Source organism: Micromonospora sp. WMMC250 (assembly GCF_027460215.1).
GTDB lineage: Bacteria > Actinomycetota > Actinomycetes > Mycobacteriales > Micromonosporaceae > Micromonospora > Micromonospora taraxaci.
Genome location: NZ_JAPZBJ010000002.1, coordinates 1,698,913 through 1,717,999, shown reverse-complemented (window position 1 = coordinate 1,717,999; position 19,087 = coordinate 1,698,913). Strand labels below are relative to the sequence as shown.

At 73.5% G+C, this 19,087-nt stretch carries 14 protein-coding genes; 8 read left to right on the top strand and 6 right to left on the bottom strand.

Features of this window, described 5'->3' with window-relative positions:
• Positions 1-132: 132 nt before the first annotated feature.
• Positions 133-1,662, bottom strand: a complete 1,530-nt coding sequence (locus O3438_RS07420) for an FAD-binding oxidoreductase (RefSeq protein ID WP_269679230.1) — start codon at positions 1,660-1,662, stop codon at positions 133-135.
• Positions 1,663-1,745: 83 nt separating this feature from the next.
• On the opposite strand from O3438_RS07420, the gene O3438_RS07415 reads away from it, so the two are divergent.
• The 4 genes from O3438_RS07415 to O3438_RS07400 all read left to right on the top strand — a co-directional run bounded on the left by O3438_RS07415 (position 1,746) and on the right by O3438_RS07400 (position 6,469).
• Positions 1,746-2,591 carry a TetR/AcrR family transcriptional regulator gene (locus O3438_RS07415; RefSeq protein ID WP_269679229.1) on the top strand — a complete coding sequence of 282 codons (846 nt, stop codon included), beginning with the start codon at positions 1,746-1,748 and terminating at the stop codon, positions 2,589-2,591.
• Complete coding sequence (locus tag O3438_RS07410; protein ID WP_269679228.1) at positions 2,566-3,018, top strand: GNAT family N-acetyltransferase; 453 nt, start codon at positions 2,566-2,568, stop codon at positions 3,016-3,018. Before O3438_RS07415 ends, O3438_RS07410 begins: the two co-directional genes overlap by 26 nt.
• Positions 3,019-3,120: 102 nt before the next feature.
• Positions 3,121-5,859 carry an Hsp70 family protein gene (locus O3438_RS07405; RefSeq protein WP_269679227.1) on the top strand — a complete coding sequence of 913 codons (2,739 nt, stop codon included), beginning with the start codon at positions 3,121-3,123 and terminating at the stop codon, positions 5,857-5,859.
• Positions 5,860-5,896: 37 nt separating this feature from the next.
• Entirely contained in the window at positions 5,897-6,469 is a 573-nt protein-coding gene (locus O3438_RS07400) for a nucleosidase (protein WP_269679226.1), read from the top strand.
• Positions 6,470-6,472: 3 nt separating this feature from the next.
• Here the strand turns inward: O3438_RS07400 and O3438_RS07395 are convergent, their stop codons facing one another.
• Positions 6,473-7,657, bottom strand: a complete 1,185-nt coding sequence (locus O3438_RS07395) for a low temperature requirement protein A (protein WP_269679225.1) — start codon at positions 7,655-7,657, stop codon at positions 6,473-6,475.
• A gap of 121 nt (positions 7,658-7,778) precedes the next feature.
• Positions 7,779-8,960 (bottom strand): low temperature requirement protein A, encoded by a 1,182-nt coding sequence (locus O3438_RS07390; RefSeq protein WP_269679224.1) that lies wholly within the window; start codon positions 8,958-8,960, stop codon positions 7,779-7,781.
• Positions 8,961-9,132: 172 nt separating this feature from the next.
• Between O3438_RS07390 and O3438_RS07385 the strand changes: the two genes are divergently transcribed.
• From O3438_RS07385 to O3438_RS07370, 4 genes are all read left to right on the top strand, one after another.
• Complete coding sequence (locus O3438_RS07385; protein ID WP_269679223.1) at positions 9,133-9,987, top strand: S1 family peptidase; 855 nt, start codon at positions 9,133-9,135, stop codon at positions 9,985-9,987.
• Between the two features lie 84 nt (positions 9,988-10,071).
• Positions 10,072-11,097 carry a sugar kinase gene (locus O3438_RS07380; RefSeq protein ID WP_269679222.1) on the top strand — a complete coding sequence of 342 codons (1,026 nt, stop codon included), beginning with the start codon at positions 10,072-10,074 and terminating at the stop codon, positions 11,095-11,097.
• Between the two features lie 63 nt (positions 11,098-11,160).
• Positions 11,161-11,778 carry a bifunctional 4-hydroxy-2-oxoglutarate aldolase/2-dehydro-3-deoxy-phosphogluconate aldolase gene (locus O3438_RS07375; protein ID WP_269679221.1) on the top strand — a complete coding sequence of 206 codons (618 nt, stop codon included), beginning with the start codon at positions 11,161-11,163 and terminating at the stop codon, positions 11,776-11,778.
• Positions 11,779-11,895: 117 nt separating this feature from the next.
• A complete protein-coding gene (locus tag O3438_RS07370; RefSeq protein ID WP_269679220.1) occupies positions 11,896-15,609 on the top strand; it encodes a S8 family serine peptidase in 3,714 nt (1,237 codons plus the stop codon).
• A gap of 62 nt (positions 15,610-15,671) precedes the next feature.
• Here the strand turns inward: O3438_RS07370 and O3438_RS07365 are convergent, their stop codons facing one another.
• The 3 genes from O3438_RS07365 to O3438_RS07355 are packed head-to-tail and all read right to left on the bottom strand — an operon-like array spanning position 15,672 to position 19,076.
• Positions 15,672-16,223: a GNAT family N-acetyltransferase gene (locus O3438_RS07365; RefSeq protein WP_269679219.1), complete on the bottom strand. Its 552-nt coding sequence runs from the start codon at positions 16,221-16,223 to the stop codon at positions 15,672-15,674.
• Positions 16,213-18,267 carry a penicillin acylase family protein gene (locus O3438_RS07360; protein WP_269679218.1) on the bottom strand — a complete coding sequence of 685 codons (2,055 nt, stop codon included), beginning with the start codon at positions 18,265-18,267 and terminating at the stop codon, positions 16,213-16,215. The genes O3438_RS07365 and O3438_RS07360 overlap by 11 nt, the downstream gene beginning before the upstream one ends.
• A complete protein-coding gene (locus tag O3438_RS07355) occupies positions 18,264-19,076 on the bottom strand; it encodes an ABC transporter ATP-binding protein (RefSeq protein ID WP_269679217.1) in 813 nt (270 codons plus the stop codon). Before O3438_RS07355 ends, O3438_RS07360 begins: the two co-directional genes overlap by 4 nt.
• Positions 19,077-19,087: the final 11 nt, after the last annotated feature.

The window sequence follows — 19,087 nt, the reverse complement described above, 5'->3', positions numbered from 1 at the left end:
GAGGTATATCGCTGCTCGGTAGGTCGACCTGGTCGGCCTGCCGAGTGCACGCTGGATGTCGGCGGCGGTGGGTTGCGGACGGCCCGCGTGCGGCAGCGCAGGCGGGTGCCCGCAGCGGCGGTGCCGGGTCGGTCAACGGCCGGGTGGCCTCACCGACAGGGCGTGGTGGAAGACGTTACGGGGATCCCAGCGGGCCTTGACCTGTTGCAGCCGGGGGTAGTTGGCGCCGTGGTAGAGGTCCGGCCACGGGCGGGCCGCGCTGACGAGGTCGACGTCGGGGTAGTTGATGTAGGCGCCGCCCGGGGGCACGCCGTCGGTGTCGGCGTACATCTCGCCGTAGAACTCGCGGATCCAGGCCAGGTGCCGGGTGTCGGCGGTCGGGTCCGCCCAGCCGGCCAGGTAGAACAGCAGCATCGACGCGTCCCGGCGCACGCTGGCGGTGGCGGTCGGTGACACCGCGTTCGTCGCTCCGCCGTAGGTGTTCAGGCTCAACGAGCCGGCCGGCAGGTCACCGTCGCGGGTGAGGTGCCGGTAGGCGACCTGCGACTGCCGTTCGGTCAGCGGCGCGCGATGGTAGGCGGACTTGACCTTCAGTCGCCACCCCTTGCCGTCGTCGCTCTCACCACCGAGTGTGGCGGCCAGCCAGGGCCGCGTCTCCGACGTGACGGTGGGGGTGACGCCGACGCCGTCACCGAGAGCCGCGAGGAGTTCGTCGAACAGGTGTCGGCTGTCGTGCGGCACCTGCCCGGTGAGAGTGTGGCCGCCGGCCTGGGGGCGGGAGAGGACGAGCTCCGCGTACAGGTGTCTGCCTCGGGAGCCGGGTGCGCTGTGGCTGGCGCACCAGCGGCCGAAGGTGCCGACGAGCCGGCGGAAACCCCGCTCGGTCAGGCCGGCCCACGGCCAGGTGACGGTGAAGTCGAGCACCCGCGCGGGTGGTGTGGGCAGCGTGCGGAACCAGTACCTGGTGACGACCCCGAAGGTGCCGCCGCCCCCGCCGGTGTGCGCCCACCACAGGTCGCGGTGCGGATCGGTCGGCTCCCGGGTGGCGACCACGGCGCGGGCGGTGCCGGCGCGGTCCACCACGACCACCTCGACCGCGTACAGGTGGTCGACCACGAGTCCGTGCAGCCGGGAGAGCCGACCGTAGCCGCCACCGGCGATGTGGCCGCCGACGCCCACTCCCGGGCACGATCCACCCGGGACGGTCACCCCCCAACCCAGGAAGAGCCGGCGGTACGCCTCACCGAGCGTCGCGCCCGCCTCGACGGCGAAGCCGAACCGGCGCGGATCGTGGTACACGTCGGTCAGCCCTGACATGTCGATCACCATCCGGACCGCCGGATCGTCCACGAACCCCTCGAAGCAGTGCCCGCCGCCGCGTACCGCCACCCGCCGGCCGGTGCGGACCGCGTCCTGCACGGCCGAGACGACCTGGTCGGTCGAGCCGACCACACGTACCTCGTCGGGTGTGCCCACGAAGCGTCGGTTACCGCGACGGACGAGGTCCTCGTACCGGGGATCGTCAGGCAGCACCCGGACCGGGCCGAGTGCTGGTGCGCAGCCCTCCGACGGCGCAGAGGCGGAGACCGGGGACGGACAGAGGACGGCGGCGGAGGCGACTGCGCCGGCCCGGAGCAGATCCCTGCGGCTGGGCGGATTCATGCCGTCGATCCTGTCGTCGCAGGCAGACCGGTTGGAGTACTTTCGTCACACGACGTGCCGTGACGAAAATGGAGGCGGCTTTGGTGACCGTCCGGTGTGTCGAGTGCGGAGCAGACCTGCCCACCGGCCCGGACCGTGGTCGTCCCCGCCGCTACTGCTCCCGGCGATGTCAGGCCCGCGCGTACCGCAGACGTCGCGAGCACGGCCCGTCCGCGACGCCGCGTCGCATCCCCGACCTGCCCGCCCCCGCCGAAGGCGACCCCCGCGACCGGTTGATCGGCCTCGCGGTGGAGCTGGCCGACTCCGGCGGCCTGGACGCCGTCTCCATGCGGGTGCTCGCCCAACGGACCGGCATGCCCGCCCACACCGTGTACCGGCACGTCCGCAACCGGGCCGAACTGCTCGGAGCGATGGCCGAGCGGATCACCGCCACCAGCGCGCCGCGCGCCACGCCACCGCCTCGGGAACCACGCCAGCAGCTCGAACGTCTGGCGGACGACGAGTGGGCGATGTACCGCCGCCACCCCTGGCTGCTGGCCGTCCTCGCGACCGACCGGCCACCGACCGGCCCGGCGGTCCTCGCCATGGTCGACCGCGTCGTGGCAGCCTTCACCAGCGCCGGATACGACCCCGCCGACGCGTTCCGCGCCTATCTGGCGTTCAGCGGCTACATCCAGGGCATGGCCCTGCTCATCCGACGGGATCCCGACGACACCACCTACCCGGCGTGGTGGTCGGCGACCCGCCGGCGGCTGGAGCGGACCGGCCGCACCCGGACACGGCCCTGGCTCGCCGCGGCCGGGCAGACCAGCCCCGACACCGACCTCGACACCTGGTTCCACTTCGGACTGCGCGGGCTGCTCGACGGCCTGCTGACGGGTCCCGCTCGGTATGGTGGCGAGCGTGCCCGCACTGGTGACAATCACTGAACACAACGTGGAAGCCGCGTGCCGGCTGACCGTACGACCCGACCAGGAGAAGTACTCGTCGCCGGTCGCCTGGTCCCTCGCCGAGGCGTACGCGCAACCCGAGGTCGCCTGGCCACGTCTGATCGTGGAGGGTGACGAGATCGTCGGCTTCCTGATGGGCTTCTTCGACATCGAGTGGGACCGACCGGACGACCGGCGCTCGGGCCTGTGGCGGCTGAACATCGCCGCCGAGCAGCAGGGCCGGGGGTACGGCCGCTACGCCGTGGACGCCGTCCGCGCGGAGGCCCGCCGGCGAGGGCACGACCGGGTCTACACGACCTGGGAAGCGGGGGAGGACGGCCCGGAGGGGTTCTACCTCACGCTCGGGTTCCAGCCGACGGGGGAGACCAGCGGAGGCCAGATCGTCGCCGCCCGCTCCGCCCACTGAGCCGGGATCACCGCTTTCCCTGACCGAGTGATCAGTGGGGCGGCGCGGCCTGCGTACGATGCGCTCGCGAATTCCCCTCGTCTCGGCGGAGGTAACGGGCAGATGGCAGGCCAGCACGAGGGTTTCGCCCTCGGCGTCGACCTCGGTACGTCCAACACGGTCGCGGTGCTGCGCTGGCCGGACGGGCGGACCCGTCCGCTGCTGATGGACGGTCAACCGCTCAGCCCCTCCGCCGTGTACGCCGCCCCGGACGGCACCCTGCACACCGGCTGGGACGCCCGACGGTTGGCGCAGACCGACCCGGCCCGTTTCGAGGCGAACCCGAAGCGTCGGGTGGACGAGCCGACGGTGCTGCTCGGCGACCGCCCGTACCCGCCGGCCGACCTGCTCGCCGCGGTGCTGGCGGCGGTGGGGCGGGCCGCGGTCGGTGCCGTCGGCTTCCTGCCCCCGGCCGTCCTCACCTGCCCGGCCGCCTGGGACGCGACGCGCCGGCAGGTGCTCGCCGACGCGTTGCTGCTCGCGGGCTGGCCGCAGGTCGCCGAGCACACCCTCGCCGGGCCGACGCCGCCGGGCACCCGGCTGCTGCGGGAGCCGGTGGCCGCCGCCCGCTACTACACGCAGGTGTTGCAGAGGCCGGTGGCGGTGGGCGGCGCGATCGCCGTGTTCGACTTCGGCGGCGGGACGCTCGACGTCGCGGTGCTGCGCAACGAGGGCGCCGACCCGTGGGGCGACTCCGGCTTCCGCGTCGTCGCCGACGGTGGCCTGCCCGACCTGGGCGGCCTCGACCTCGACGCCGCGTTGGTGCGGCGGGTCGGCGAGGTGGTCGGTGAGCGGCACGCCGCGCAGTGGGCGAGGCTGGTCCGACCGGCGGACCCGGCGCAGCGCCGCGACCAGGTGCGGCTCTGGGACGAGGTACGGGGTGCGAAGGAGACGCTGTCCCGGTCCACCGTCGCACCGGTGGCGGTGCCGGGGGTGGCCGAGACGGTCCAGCTGACCCGCGCCGACGTCGAGCGGGTGGCCACGCCGTTGCTGCGTCGGGCGGTCGAGCGTGCCCGGGAGGTGATCGCCGAGGCCGGCCTGCGCCCCGATCAGCTCGCCGGGTTGTTCCTCGTCGGTGGCTCGTCCCGGATTCCGCTGGTGGCCCGGATGCTGCACGCCGAGTTGGGGATCGCCCCGACGGTGCTGGACCAGCCCGAGTTGCCGGTGGCCGAGGGCGCGCTGACCGACCTGCCACTGCGCAAGCCGGTCCCGGCCTACGCGGGGCCGCCGAGCCCATTGAGCCCGCCCGCGCCGAGCCCATTGAGCCCGCCCGCGCCGAGCCCTGGAAGCCCGCCCGCGCCGAGCCCTATGAGCCCACCCGCGCCGGCCGGGGCCGCGCCGCCGGCCGTACCGTCGCCGCCCTGGCCCGGGTCGACCCCGCTGGTGAGCCCTCCGCCCGGTCCGGACCGGGCCGGCGTCACGGTCCCCTCGGCCGGCGGCGCGACACGCTGGCACCGGGCGCGCTGGCTGGTGTTCGCGGCGGTGCTGGCAGTGGTCGGGGTGGGTGCCGCGACGGCTCTCTACCTGACCCGTGACCGCTACCCCGACCTGGAGTTCCGGTCGTTGCGCGAGCTGTCGCGGCCGGCGGCGGGCGCGGAGCGGCCGGCCGGCATGTGGACGGCGATCCTCGGCGACCGGGCCTACCTGGGGTTCTCGCTTCCCGACGATCGGCTGGAGGTGGTGGCCGTCGACGCGAGAACCGGCGACGAGGTGTGGCGCGAGCAGGCCGACGTCCGGGCCGCCGACTGGGAGGCGATCATCGCCGTACCGGGTGGGGTCGCCGTGCTGGCCGACGCCCCCGGCGACAGCACCCTGCGGCCGCTGGCCCTGCTCGACGGTCGCGACGGCAGGCAGCGGTGGCAGCGCGCGGTCCGCGGTGACGACGACGTCTTCTTCGCCGACGACACGGCGGTGCTCGTGGACCGGGAGGCCGCCCAACTCGTCGGTCTGCGGCTGGGGGACGGCGCGCAGAAGTGGACCCAGGCCAACCCCGGCGACCAGTACGGCGGTAACCGCACAGTGGTCCGGCCGGTCGGCAGTGCCGAGGCGGCGGGCGGGCCGGCCTTCCTCGACGGCACGCCCCGCGACCCGTGGGCGGGCTCGGGGCGGCGACTCGTCCAGGTCGGTGCGGACCGGTCGGTGCGGCTGGTCGACATGGTCTCCGGTCGGGTGCTGCGCCAGTGGGGGAGCGTCGCCGACCTCGACGACCTGGTGGTCGCCGACGGGGACCGCCTGTACGTGGCCGCCAACGAGGGCGGGTACCAGTTGCTGGCGTACGACCTGGGTTCCGACGCGGAGCCGGTGGTGCTGCACCGGGCCGGCAACGACGAGTACCGCCCGAAGGAGTTGATCGCCTGCGGCGAGCGGCGGGCCTGCCTGTTGCAGGTGCCCGACAACGACGCCGAGCGCACCGAGGTGGTGGCGGCGACCGAGGGCAAGCCCACGAGACGCTTCCCGGCGCCGGGCGCAACCGGCCTGGTCGCGGTAGGTGAGCAGGTGCTCGCCCAGCGGGAGTACCCGGAGCCGGCCCTCACTCTCTTCGACAGCGCCGGTAAGCCGGTGCTGCGGGACCGCGACGGTGTGGGGGTGCGGCTCGACGCGGGCAACCTGCTGGTGTTCGCCGAGGCGCCCAGCACGGTCACCGACAACCGCGCGCTGGCCGGCGTGTGGGCCGAGTCCGGCGAACCCGACGAGTTGGGTGAGCTGAAGGACGTCCGGAGCGCGTCCTGCTCGTGGAGCACCCACGTGATCGCCTGCGGCGCGGAGAAGGACTTCGTCCTGTACCGCTTCGCCGACGACTGATGTCGGCGACCGAGGAGCCGGCCCGTACGATGCTCCGGTGAATCTTCGGGGTACGGTCCGGGCCGATCGTCCGCTGGTGGTGCTCGCCGTCGGGGAGGAGGCCCGCTACCTGCCGTCCGACCTGCCGGTCCTGCTCACCGGCATGGGCAAGGTGAACGCCGCCAGCGCGGTGGCCGCGGTGCTGGCCGCCGGGCCGCGCCCCTCCCTGCTGCTCAACCTGGGCACGGCCGGGGCGTTGCGGCCCGGGCTGGCCGGCATCCACGAGGTGGCCACCGTCCTCCAGCACGACCTGGACACCGACCTGCTGCGGTCGCTGACCGGCGAGACCTACGGTGCGCCGCTGTCGCTGGCCACCGACGGCGCGGTGCTGGCCACCGGTGACACGTTCGTGGCCGACGACGCGGCCCGGGACCGGTTGGCGCAGCGCGCCGACCTGGTCGACATGGAGGGGTACGCGGTGGCGTGGGCCGCCGCGCAGGCCGGCGTGCCGTGCCGGCTGGTCAAGCAGGTCAGTGACGAGGCGGGCGACGGCGCGGCCCGGACCTGGCGGGAGTCGGTCGACGCCTGCGCCCGGGACCTCGCCGAGTGGGCCGGTCGGCACCTCGGCTGAGGCTCACCCGAGCGGTCGCCGCACCTGTAGCCCCGGCCTGGTCTCCCGGACCGCCCCGGGGATCATCACGTGACCTGCCAGCCCCAGCGCGACGGCCACGACGACCAGCACCGGCGGCCAACCACCGGCCCAGGGGAGCACGAGCAGTGGCACGACCAGACAGGAAATGCGCCACCACGGCACGTTCGTGGACACCAGCAGGGTGAACAACGCGCGGCCCAGCACGAACAGCACCGGGCCCCCCACGAGCAGCACGAGCCACCGGACCGGCGTCGTCCCGGTCGGCTGGGAGACGACCAGGTCGAACGACGCCGCCGTGGCGACCACGCCGGCCAACATCACCAGATGGGTGTACGGGGCCACCCGGGCCGGTCGGCCCGACTGTGGTCCGGCCCCGGCCTCCAGTAACTCGCCCGCCCGGAAGACGTAGACCTGCCAGAGCAGCAGCATGACGGCGAACGCGAAGAACAGCGCGACGATCCGGTCACCATCGAGGTCGGTACGGCTGACCCGCATGGTGGGCACCAGGATGATGTCGCCGAGGGCCAGGATGACGAACTGCTGGTACCGCTCGCCCAGGTGCCCGGTCGTGCGTTCGTACTGGTCGATGGGCACCCGGCCCAGCCAGGGCGTGGGATAGCGGGCCGCCGCGGACAGCAGGTCGATCACGATGGCGATGGTCCAGAGCGCCCAGTTCACGTCGCCGGTCGCCGCACCGGTGAGCCAGAAGACGCTGGACACCACGAACCAGAACAGGAACCGGGTGGCCCGGATGGTGGCCGCCCGGTGGCGCTGCTGATACAGCGACGTGATCAGGATCATGCCGCGGAGCACGTGCGTGCCGACGTACGAGACCGCGAAGATCAACGCGTGCCCGTCGGTGACCATGGGCAGCGACGCGGCCATCCCCACCGACCCGACCATGGCGATCATCAGGATGGCCTGGATGGGACGTTGCTGCGGGTCGTAGAACTCGGTCGTGGTGGAGGTGACCGACCAGGTCCACCAGATGGCCGTCAACATCAGCAGCACCTTCGCGCCGCCGGACCAGGAGATGTTCTCGGTCAGCAGCGTCGAGGTCAGCGCGAGGGCGGCCACGAAGACCACGTCGAAGAGCAACTCCAGCAGCGTGGCCCGGGTCGACCCGTCCGGCCGGCGTACCAGCGCCGCGGTTCCTGCGGTGGTCATGCCCGGCCTCCCGCCGCCGTCTTCGAGGATTATCGGCGGCGGCGACGCGGGCCGTCCCCGGATCGGCGATTCCCGCGAACCGGGGACGAGGGCGGCCGGACACGTCGGCTGACCGGGGAGGTCAGTCGCCGGGTTGCCGCATTCGCAGGCCCGGAGTGGTCTCCCGGGCCGCTCCGGGAAACAGGATGTGGCCGGCCAACCCGAGCGCCACGATCGTGGCCACCAGCACCGGCGGCCAGCCGCCGGCCCACGGCAGCACCAGCAGCGGCAGGAGCTGCCAGGCAACTCGCCGCCACGGTATGACCGACGACACCGCCAGGGTGAAGAGGGCGCGGCCGACCACGAACAGCGTCGGGCCGGTGATGATCAGCACGAGCCACGGCACCGGCGTCGTTCCGGTCGGCCTGGTGACTACCAGGTCGAAGGTGGCGGCAGTGCCGGCGACGCCGGCCAGCATGACCAGGTGGGTGAACGGGGCCAGTCGTGTCGCCCGACTCCCCTGGGACTCGGCCTCCACCAACAGCTCGCCGGCGCGGAAGACGTAGACCTGCCAGAGCAGCAGCATGGTGGCAAAGGCACAGAGCAGGGAACCGAGCCGGAGGTGATCGAGATGGCCCCGGCTGACCTGCAGCGTCGGCAACAGGACGATGTCGCCGAGGGCCAGGATGATGAACTGCTGGTACCGCTCGCCCAGGTGCTCGGTGGTCCGCCCGTACTGCACGAGCGGCACCCGGCCCAGCCGGGGTGTGGGGTAGCGGGCCGCCCCGGCGACCAGGTCGATCGTTATGGCTATCGTCCAGAGCGCCCAGTTCGGGGTGTCCGACAGCGCGCCGGTGACCCAGAAGACGCCGGACACCGTGAACCAGAAGAGAAACCGGGTGGCCCGCTCCCTGGCCGTCCGGTGCCCCTGCCGGTGCAGGGCGGCGACCAGGATGACGCAGCGGATCACGTGCGTGCCGACGTAGGAGGTCACGAAGAGCAGTTGGTGCCCGATGGTGACCATCGGCAGTGATGCCGCCATCCCCACCGACCCGACCATGGCGATCATCAGGATGGCCTGGATGGGGCGTTGCTGCGGATCGTAGAACTCGGTAGTGGTCGTGGTGACCGACCACGTCCACCAGACGGCGGTCAGCATCAACAGCAGCTTGGCGCCGCCGGGCCAGGAGAGCTCTTCGGACAGCAGTTTCGATGTCAGTGCGAGGGCGGCCACGAAGACCACGTCGAAGAGCAACTCCAGCAGTGTCGCCCGGGTCGACCCCTCCAGCCGGCGTACCAGCGCCGCATTCCCTTTGGTGGTCATGCCTGGCCTCCCGCCGTGTCTCCCGAGGAATTATCGGTGGGCCCGACACGGGTCGTCCCCGGATCGACGATTCCCGCCGGTCGGGGAAGTGGGCGGCGGGAGGTTGCCACGGCGTCGGGCACCGGACGATGCTTGACCGCATCTACCGATCTCGATCTACTTGGAGGTTCGGATGCGCCGCTCCCCGCTCGCCGCCCTCGTCCTGACCGTTCTCCTGCTCGTCGCGCCCGGCGCTGCGCAGGCCGCCGTCCCCGACCGGGCCACGCCTGCCGACCCGGCGGCCGTGCTGGCACAGGTGCGCACCGCTGGCACCTCCTGGGGCCACGACCCGGCCAGCGATCGGATGACCCTCACCGTCGACGACACCGTGGCCCCCGCCGAGCTGAGGGCACTTCGGGCGGTGGCCGACCGGGCCGGGGCGCTGCTACGCCGCGAGCCCGGAACGCTGCGCCCCCTGATCGCGGCCGGGCAGGGCATCTACGGCGGCGGGGCGCGCTGCTCGCTCGGTGCGAACGTGCGCAGCGGCAGCACGTACTACGTGGTCACGGCAGGGCACTGCACCAACGCCGCCAGCACCTGGTACACCGACAGCGCCCAGACCACGGTGCTCGGCACCCGCACCGCCACCAGCTACCCGACCAACGACTACGGCCTGGTCCGCTACACCGGTCGGATCGCCCACCCGAGCGCCGTCTACACCTATCCCGGTCTGCTGACCATCTACGGTGCCGGCAACGCGTACATCGGGCAGGCGGTGTGCCGCAGTGGTGTCACCACCGGGGTGCGCTGCGGCACTGTCACCGGACTCAACCAGACCGTCAACTACGCCACCGGCGTGATCTACGGCCTGATCCGCACCAACATCTGCGCCGAGCCGGGAGACAGCGGCGGACCGCTCTACGTGGCGTCCACCGGCACTATCCTCGGCATCCTCTCCGGCGGCACCGGCAACTGCACCGCCGGCGGCACCACCTTCTACCAGCCGATCTCGGAGGTGCTGGCCGCGTACGGGCTGACGTTGCCCTGACCGGCGACGCGACGGGTTGCCCGTCTCGCACCTGACACCTAGGCTCGGCGACGCCCAGGACCCCGCCGCGAGGACGTGTGCCCGATGCCGACCGACCCCCGACAGGTTCGCCCGACCAGCCCGGCCGGCCATACGCCGGTCGAGGTCGCCGCGGTGGGGGAGACGATGGTGGTGCTCTGCCCCGCCCCCGGTGAGCCGTTGGAGGACGCCGAACGGGTCGCCGTCTCGGTGGGAGGCGCGGAGTCCAACGTGGCCGGTTACCTGGCCCGACTGGGGCACCAGGTCACCTGGGTGAGCCGCGTCGGCGACGACCCCTTCGGCCGGGCCGTGGTCCGGCACGTCGCCGCCGCCGGCGTCCGGGTGGACCAGGTGGTCGTCGACCCCACCGCCCCCACCGGCCTGTACCTCAAGGACCCCGGCCCGGAGAGCACCGCCGTGCACTACTACCGGGCCGGGTCGGCGGCCTCCCGGATGGACCCGGGCACGCTAGCCGACCCGGGGTTGACCGGCGCCCGTGTGCTGCACCTGTCCGGGATCACCCCGGCGCTCTCCGCCTCCTGCCGGGCGCTCGTCGAGCACGCGGTGGCCGCCCGCCCGCTGGCCGGCTCACTGGTCAGCTTCGACGTCAACCACCGGGCCCGGCTGTGGTCCGCCGAGCAGGCCGCACCGGTGCTGCGTGACCTCGCCGACCGGTGCGACCTGGTCTTCGTCGGTCAGGACGAGGCGCAGACGCTGTGGGGCACCACCGATCCGGCAGCCGTACGCCGGTTGTTGCCCACCCCGGAGACGGTGGTGGTCAAGGACGGCGCGGTGGGCGCCACCGCGTTGCGCCGCGACGCCGAGCCGGTCTTCGTACCCGCGCCCCGGGTGACTGTGGTCGAGCCGGTCGGCGCGGGAGACGCGTTCGCCGCCGGCTACCTGGCGGGTCTGCTGCGCGACCTCGACCCCGTGCGGCGGTTGCGCCTCGGCCACCTGATGGCGGCGCAGGCGTTGACCAGCAGCGGCGACAACGCTCCCGTCCCGCCGTGGGCCTGGTTCGAGGATCTGCTCGCCGCCCCCGTCGACGCCTGGTCACCGCTCGACCTGACCGCCACCCCGACGCCGGTCTGAGTCGTCGGGTTCCGGCCGGACCACCAGGCAACCGTTTCACCGCGACATCGGATGGAGTGCACCATGACCACAGCGGATTTCGACCACATCTTCGGCGGGGCCCGGGTGATGGCCATCCTGCGCGGCCTGCCGGTCGCGGAGACCGTCCGGCTCGCCGAGCGTGCCTGGGACCTCGGCATCGACGTGGTGGAGGTCCCGGTGGCCACCGCCGACGCGGTGCCCGCGCTGCGGGCCGCCGTCGAGGCCGGCGCCGCGCGTGGCCGCATCGTCGGCGCGGGCACGGTGCTCGACGTCGAGCAGGTGACCGCCTCGGCCGACGCGGGCGCCGCGTTCACCGTCGCGCCCGGCCTGGACCTGGCGATCGCCGACGCCGCCGCCGCGCGGGGCCTGCCGCACCTGCCCGGTGTGGCCACCCCGACGGAGGCCCAGCAGGCGCTGCGGCACGGCCTCACCTGGCTCAAGGCGTTCCCCGCGATCACCCTCGGCCCGGCCTGGTTCAAGGCCCTCGCCGGCCCGCTGCCCCAGTTGCGCTTCGTCGCGACCGGCGGCCTCGACGCGGGCAACGCCGCCCCGTTCCTGCAAGCCGGCGTACGGGTGGTGGCGGTCGGGTCGGCCCTGTCCGACCCGAGCCAGCTCGACCGGCTCGCCGAACTGGCCACCGCGGGCGCGTCCGCGAGGTGAACCAGCGGTGGCGGGTTTGTGCCATGGCTCAAACGCGCCGCGGTTCGGTGGGGGACGAGAGGTGGGCGTGGCATCGATGCTGTGCTGCGTACCACTTCTCGACACAAAGAGGTCATCTTGGCTCTGTCTCGCCGGCGTCGCCGATCCGGGCTGATCGCCCTCGGCGCCGCCCTCACCCTGGCGGCCGGGTTCACCCCACCCGCCGCGGGGGCGTCCGCCGCCCCGCCCACCAGCCCCGAACGCCCGCTCGGAACTCCTCCCGCCGCAGCCGGACGCGCGTCGACCGTCACCCTGATCACCGGTGACACGGTCACCGTCACCACCGGCGCGGACGGCAGCACCGTCTCGACAGTGCGCCGGCCGGACGGCAGCACGCCGAGCTTCCACCGCACCGTGCTCGACGGCGACACCTACGTCTACCCGGATACGGCGCTGTCGTACGTCACGAGCGGCGTGTTGGACCGGCAGTTGTTCAACGTCACCGACCTCATCGCCGACGGGTACGACGACGCGCACACCGACCAGTTGCCGCTGATCGTCACCATGACCGACGCGGCGGCCCGGGCCCGCACCCGTCCCACAGTGGACGGCGCCACGCTGGTCCGACCGTTGGACAGCGTGCGGGGCGCGGCGCTGACCCGCGAGCGTTCCACCGCCGGCCGGTTCTGGGCCGCGCTGACGGCCGGCTCGGCCCGCCGTACGGGCGACGCCCCGGTCCTGGCCAACGGCATCGCCAAGGTGTGGCTGGACGGTCGGGTGCACGCCGACCTGGCCGAGTCCACGGCGCAGATCGGCGCGCCGAAGCTGTGGGCCGAGGGCAACACCGCGGCCGGTGTCGACGTCGCGGTGCTCGACTCCGGTGCGGACGCCGAGCATCCGGACCTCGCCGGCCAGATCGCGGAGTCCAGCAGCTTCGTGCCGTCGGAGCCCGACATCCTCGACTACAAGGGCCACGGCACCCACGTCGCCTCGACGATCGCCGGCACCGGCGCGGCCTCCGGCGGTGTCGAGAAGGGCGTCGCCCCCGGTGCCCGGCTGCACATCGGCAAGGTCCTCAACAGCGAGGGCAGCGGCCAGGACTCCTGGATCATCGCCGGCATGGAGTGGGCGGCCCGGGAGCAGAAGGCCCGGGTCGTCAGCATGAGCCTGGGCGGTGAGGCCACCGACGGCAGCGACCCGATGAGCCAGGCCGTCGACCGCCTCAGCGCCGAGACCGGCGCGCTCTTCGTGATCGCGGCCGGCAACAGCGGCCCGGCGAGCATCGGCAGCCCCGGTGCCGCCGACTCCGCGCTGACCGTCGGTGCGGTAGACGCCACCGACCACCTGGCTGACTTCTCCAGCCAGGGCCCGCGTGCGGGCGACGGCGGCCTCAAGCCCGAGGTCACCGCCCCCGGTGTGGACATCCTGGCGGCCCGCTCGCACCTGGTGCGCGGCGGCTCGGGGGACTACACGCTGATGAGCGGCACGTCGATGGCCACTCCGCACGTGGCCGGCACGGCCGCGTTGGTCGCCGCCGCGCACCCCGACTGGACCGGTCAGCGGATCAAGGAGGCGCTGGTCAGTACGGTCAAGGCCACCCCCGGGTACACCCCGTACCAGGCCGGTGCCGGCCGGGTGGACGCGGTCGCCGCCGCGCACGCCACCGTCTTCGCCACCCCGAGCGCCTACTCCGGCTTCCAGGGCTGGCCGCAGCAGCCGGGTTCGACCGTCGACCGGACGGTCGCCTACACCAACGTCGGCGGCACGCCGGTCACCCTGAAGCTGGCCGTCGACGCGGCCACCGCGCCGGCCGGCCTCTTCGCCCTCTCCGCCGACACGGTCACCGTGCCCGCCGGCGGCACCGCCACCGTGACGGTGACCGCGGCGTACGACAAGCTGCCGGTGGAGAAGCAGGTCAGTGGCATGATCGTCGCCATCGACGACACCGGGACGGTCCGTGGCCGCACCCTGATCGGGGCGGGCAAGGAAGGCCAGCGGCAGAACCTGACGCTCGTCGCGAAGGACCGCGACGGCAAGCCACTCGTCGGCAAGGTCATCCTCACCACCGACGGTCTGTTCACCGCCGTGGACCTGCCCGAGAGCGGCACCGCGACACTGCGGCTGCCGGTGGCCACCTGGTCCGGCTGGATCTCCGCGGACGTGCGCGGTGTGCACGGGCCGCGCTCCAAGGGCATGGCGATGCTCGGCTTCACCGACGTCACACTGGACCGCGACCGCACCGTCACCCTCGACGCGCGGGCCGCCCGGCAGGTGCGGGCCGTCGTGCCGCAGGAGGCCACCGCCACGTCGTTGCGGATGGACATCCACCGGTCCTCCGGGGCCAGCCTCACCGAGAGCCAGGTGCTGCCCGACGACTCGTACGACAGCATGTGGGCGTTGCCGACGGGCCGTAAGGTCAGCGACGGCGAGTTCGAGTTCGGTGCCCGGTGGCGGTTGGAACAGCCGGCGTTGACCGTCTCGGCCGGCGGCCGCTCGTACGACGATCTGCTGGTGAAGCGGTCGACCCCGGCGCTGCCGGCCGGTCGTCACCAGCTGGACGCGGTCTACGTCGCCGACACGTCGGCGGCCGGGCTGGCGAAGCGGCCGGTCCGGGGCCGGGCCGTGGTGGTCCGGCGTAGCGACACCGTGGACATCGCCACCCAGGCGCAGGCCGCCGCCGCGGCCGGAGCCAAGCTGCTGCTGGTCGTCAACGACGGTGTCGGGCGCCTCCAGCCGTGGGACGAGTTCGCGTGGAGCCCGGAGAGCCCCGCCCCGGTGACCGTCGCCACAGTGGGCGCCGACGAGGGCGACCAGCTCATCGCCTCGGTGGAGCGCGGCGCGGTGCGGCTGACCGTCGAGTCGCACCCGGAGACCAGCTACCTGTACGACGTGGCGCACCACTGGACCGGCGCGGTGCCGGGCGACGTCACCTACCGGCCGACGAAGCGGGACCTGGCCCGAGTGGATGTGGAGTTCCGCAACTACCGGCAGGGCAAGGCGTTGGAGTTCCGCACCGACATCTGGCGGGGCTGGGCGTCGAGCAACCAGGAGGCCGCCCCGGCGCAGGGCCGGCGCACCGACTGGGTGAGCGCCGACCAGCGGTGGGTCGACGACGCGTTCATCGCCGGCGAGATGGGCCAGCACCTGATGGGGGTGACCGCGTACCCGGCCGGCAAGCCGAGCGCTGTCACCTGGTTCGGGCCGATCCAGCGCCCCCGGATGGGTGGGAGTTACACGCCCGTGCGGTACCTGGACACCGTCTACCTGCCCGCTCCCGGCTGGGGCGACGGTGGTGGCCACATCGGTGACGCGTACGCGAACTTCGACATGGTCAACAGGACCACCCTCTACCAGGGGGACAAGGAGCTGAGGTGGGGCAACGCCGAGTACCTCCAGGTCGCCGGCCTGGCTGAGCAGCGGCTGCCGTACCGGCTGGTGGTGGAGAACGACCGGGCCGCCTGGACCAACCCGTACTCCCGGAAGACCCGCACCGAGTGGGGCTTCAGCTCGGCGGTCACCGGCGAGGAGTCGGCGGAGGTGCTGCCGATGATCCAGCTGGACTACCAGGTGGACATCGACCGGGAGGGGAAGGCGTCGCGGCGCGCGCCGCTCACCGTTGTCGCGTCGCACCTGCCCGAGGTCTCCGGCACGGTCGGCGCGGTCACCGTCGAGGTGTCCTACGACGACGGCGCGACCTGGCAGAAGCCACGTCTGACCCGGCACGGCGACGGGTGGCGTCTGGCGCTGGCAGCCCCGGCGAAGGCCAGCTTCGTCAGCCTGCGGACCACCGCGCGCGACGCCGCCGGCAACACCGTGGACCAGAGCATCACGCGGGCGTTCGGCCTGCGCTGACGCCACGGTCACCGGCCGTCGGTCGGGCTGCCACGCGCAGCCCGACCGGCGGCCGGTCCGTTTCAGCCCGCCGGTCGATCCAGGAAGAGCAGGCGGGCGCGCTTCTCCGGCAGGTCGATCAGGGGTCCGGGCCGGGGCCCGGTACGCAGGAACCGGTTGATGGCCCGCTCGTTGCGGGCGTCCGGCTCGATCACGACCCGTCGCCGGCCCGGGTCGGCGAGGACGAAGTCGAGGATCGCGCCGAACACCGCGCCGGTGAACCCGCGTTCGACAGTTGTCGGGGGTCCGATGAGCAGGTGGACCCCGACGTCGCCGGGGCGTACGTCGTAGCACTCGCCGACCGGGTCCGCCTCGGGCTGGTAGGTCTGCGCCAACGCGGCCGGCACCCCGTCGCGGTGCACCAGGTACGCGTGGTGCGTGGCCAGCGAGTCCAGGTACGCGTAGATCTCGTGCACCCGTTCGCGGCTCGCCTCCCGCATCCCCCAGAAGCGGGCGCGTTCCTGGGTGACCCAGCCGTGCAGCAGGTCGACGTCCTCGTCCGGCCGCACCGGGCGGATGGTGACCGTCCCGAATCCGTCGACCTCGCTGTGGTGGTGGTGTCGATCAATGCTCATCCGGCTCCTCGACGAGTCGGTCCCAGTCGGTGACGATCGGCAGCAGCTCGCCCGCCAACCACGCGGGGCCCTGGTCGGCGTGGTGCGTGTCGCCGGGCACTCCGCACGCCCCGAGCGGCACCACCCAGAGGCTGTCCTCGCGCCGCGCCAGATCCCAGACGAAACGCGCCGCCGGGCCCCGGAAACACCAGTGGGTGACCCCGGGGACGCTGGACGTGGACAGCACACAGTCATGGTCGCCGTCGAGGCGGGGGCCGGGGCCGGCGTCCGGGTCGGGCAGCGCCCGCCAGGCCGCCAGCCGGTGCAGGTCGCCCCAACGCGCCGGCCCGGCCGTCGCCTCGGCGACCTCCTCGGCCGCCGCGCGCACCACCGCCGCCGGGTCCACGCCGGGCAGCGGACGTCCGCCGAGCAGGTGCTCCAGTGCGTAAGCGACGCGCGGCGTCACCGCCAACCAGGGCGCGAACACCGCGGGGTACGCGGGCGGCCCGGCCAGCGCGGTCAGCGCCGGGTGCGCGGCGATCCGCCGTACGACAGCCGCCCGCAGTGTGGCGAAGGCGGCTGCGTCGGCGCTGTCGGCGGTCATCCGTCGGTCCCAGCGCAGCAGCCGGTCGCGCAGCGCGGCAGCCTGCGGGCTGAGCCCGTCGGACTCGGCCAGCACCGTCAGCAGCGGCCCGGCCGAGCCCAGGTACGTGTCGGTGTGCACGGCGGCCATCTCGTCGGCGGTCCAGCCCTGCCCGGCGTCGAGCAGCTCGGCGATGCGGCGCGCCCGGTGCGGCGCGGCGAACTCCACCCCCAACGGCGTCGCCAGGCCACGCTCGTTGGCCATCACCGCCCGACCGGCCACCCCGGCGCGGGGCATCGGCGCGTACCACCCCTGCCAGGTGTACGCGTCGTCCCACGCGGGGACGATCCGCCGGCCGTTGTCCGGGTGCCGTACCGGAACCGCTCCGGCGACCCGGTGCAGCAGCCCGCCGACGGTGTCCGCCGCCTGCACCACGTTGACCGGCTCCACCCAGTGCCGCAGCGCGTGGTCCACATCGGTCACGGTACGGGCGCGCAGCAGCTCCGGCAGCGCCGCGAAACCCAGCTCGGCGCGGACCCGGGGCGGGTAGCGCAGGCTGATCGCCGTCTCGTCGCCGCACCCGCCGACGATCACCGGACCCCGGTCGGTCTCCAGCACCTCGACCTCGACCGGGTCCGCCCCGGCCACCTCGATCGTCTCGACGTGGCAGTGCACGGACTGCCAACCGTCCGGGCCGAGGGCCTGCACCTGCCCGTCGTGGCGGCGCAGCCGCTCGGCGTACAGGTCCTGGTAGTCGGCCATCGCGTTGGTGATCCCCCAGGCCACCGCGCCGGCGTGCCCGAAGTGCGCGATGCCCGGGACACCGGGCACCGCCAGCCCGACGACGTCGTACTCCGGGCAGGCCAACCGGATCTGCTGGTAGACGCCCGGGTCCTCGATGAACCGGTGCGGGTCGCCGGCGAGCAGCGCGCCCCCGGTGCCGGTGCGGTCGGCGGCGAGCAGCCACCCGTTGCTGCCGGCGACGGCCGGACCGTCGGTGGCGAACGCCTCGACCAGGTCCGGGCCGAGCCGCTGCGCCACGTGTTCCCGCCAGAGCTTGCCCGGGAACCCGGCGAACAGGATGTGATGGCCCAGCCAGACCGCGAGGGGGGTCCACGGTTCCCACCGGCCGGGGCTCAGCCCGGTGGCGGCGAACTCCGGCGCGCGGGCCGCCCCGGCGGCGAGGCCCTCGTTGACCCCGTCGACGTACGCGCCCACCCACGCGGCGGTCGCCGGGTCGAGCGCGGCGTGGCAGCGACGCGCGGTGTCGTCGAGTCGTACCCGTCGGGCGAACCGGTCCCAGTCGAGCGCTTCGACGCCGAGGAACGCCGCGCTGGTGCCCTGCGACCGGTGCCGTTCCACCTCGATCTGCCACGCCCGGTCGTACGCTGTCACCCGCCCCTGGGCCGCCGCCAGCGCCAGGGGGCCGTCGGCACGCAGGTGCGGAACGCCCCAGGGGTCGCGGAAACGCCTGGCGTTCACGCGGGCTCGACGGCGCGACGACGGGCGGCGGGAACGACCAGCGGGGTGCCGGTCTCCGGGTCGTCGATGACCCGGCAGGGCAGCCCGAACACCTCGGCCACCAGGTCGGCGGTGACCACCGACGCCGGTTCTCCGGCGGCCACCACGTGACCGTCGCGCATGGCGATCAGGTGGGTGGCGTAGCGGGCCGCGTGGTTCAGGTCGTGCAGCACCGCGACCAGGGTGCGTCCCTGCTCCTCGTGCAGTCGGGCGCACAGGTCCAGGATCTCGATCTGGTGGGCGATGTCGAGGAACGTGGTCGGTTCGTCGAGCAGCAGCAACGGGGTCTGCTGGGCCAACGCCATGGCGATCCACACCCGCTGCCGTTGCCCGCCGGAGAGTTCGTCCACCGATCGGTCGGCGAGGTCGTCGACGCCGGTCGCGGCCATCGACTCCTCGACCACCCGCTCGTCCTCGCGTGACCACTGCCGCAGCAGCCCCTGGTGGGGGTAGCGACCGCGGGCGACCAACTCGGCGACGCTGATGCCGTCCGGCGCGATCGACGACTGGGGGAGCAGGCCGAGCGTGCGGGCGACGGCGCGGGCTGGCTGGTCGTGGATGTCGCGCCCGTCCAGCAGCACGGTGCCGACGCTCGGGCGCAGCATCCGGGACAGCGCGCGGAGAAGTGTCGACTTGCCGCACGCGTTCGGACCGATGATCACCGTGAACGAGTTGTCCGGCACCGCGACGGTCAGGTTCTCCGCGATGGTGCGCTGGTCGTAGGCGAGGGTCAGCGCGGTGCCGCCGAGCCGGGAGGTGCCGGGGTGCATGGGTGCTCCTT

Coding starts and splice junctions, on each gene's coding strand:
- O3438_RS07420 (WP_269679230.1), bottom strand. CDS start 1,662: ATGAATCCGCCCAGCCGCAGGGATCTGCTCCGGGCCGGCGCAGTCGCC.
- O3438_RS07405 (WP_269679227.1), top strand. CDS start 3,121: ATGGCAGGCCAGCACGAGGGTTTCGCCCTCGGCGTCGACCTCGGTACG.
- O3438_RS07395 (WP_269679225.1), bottom strand. CDS start 7,657: ATGACCACCGCAGGAACCGCGGCGCTGGTACGCCGGCCGGACGGGTCG.
- O3438_RS07390 (WP_269679224.1), bottom strand. CDS start 8,960: ATGACCACCAAAGGGAATGCGGCGCTGGTACGCCGGCTGGAGGGGTCG.
- O3438_RS07385 (WP_269679223.1), top strand. CDS start 9,133: ATGCGCCGCTCCCCGCTCGCCGCCCTCGTCCTGACCGTTCTCCTGCTC.
- O3438_RS07380 (WP_269679222.1), top strand. CDS start 10,072: ATGCCGACCGACCCCCGACAGGTTCGCCCGACCAGCCCGGCCGGCCAT.
- O3438_RS07375 (WP_269679221.1), top strand. CDS start 11,161: ATGACCACAGCGGATTTCGACCACATCTTCGGCGGGGCCCGGGTGATG.
- O3438_RS07365 (WP_269679219.1), bottom strand. CDS start 16,223: ATGAGCATTGATCGACACCACCACCACAGCGAGGTCGACGGATTCGGG.
- O3438_RS07355 (WP_269679217.1), bottom strand. CDS start 19,076: ATGCACCCCGGCACCTCCCGGCTCGGCGGCACCGCGCTGACCCTCGCC.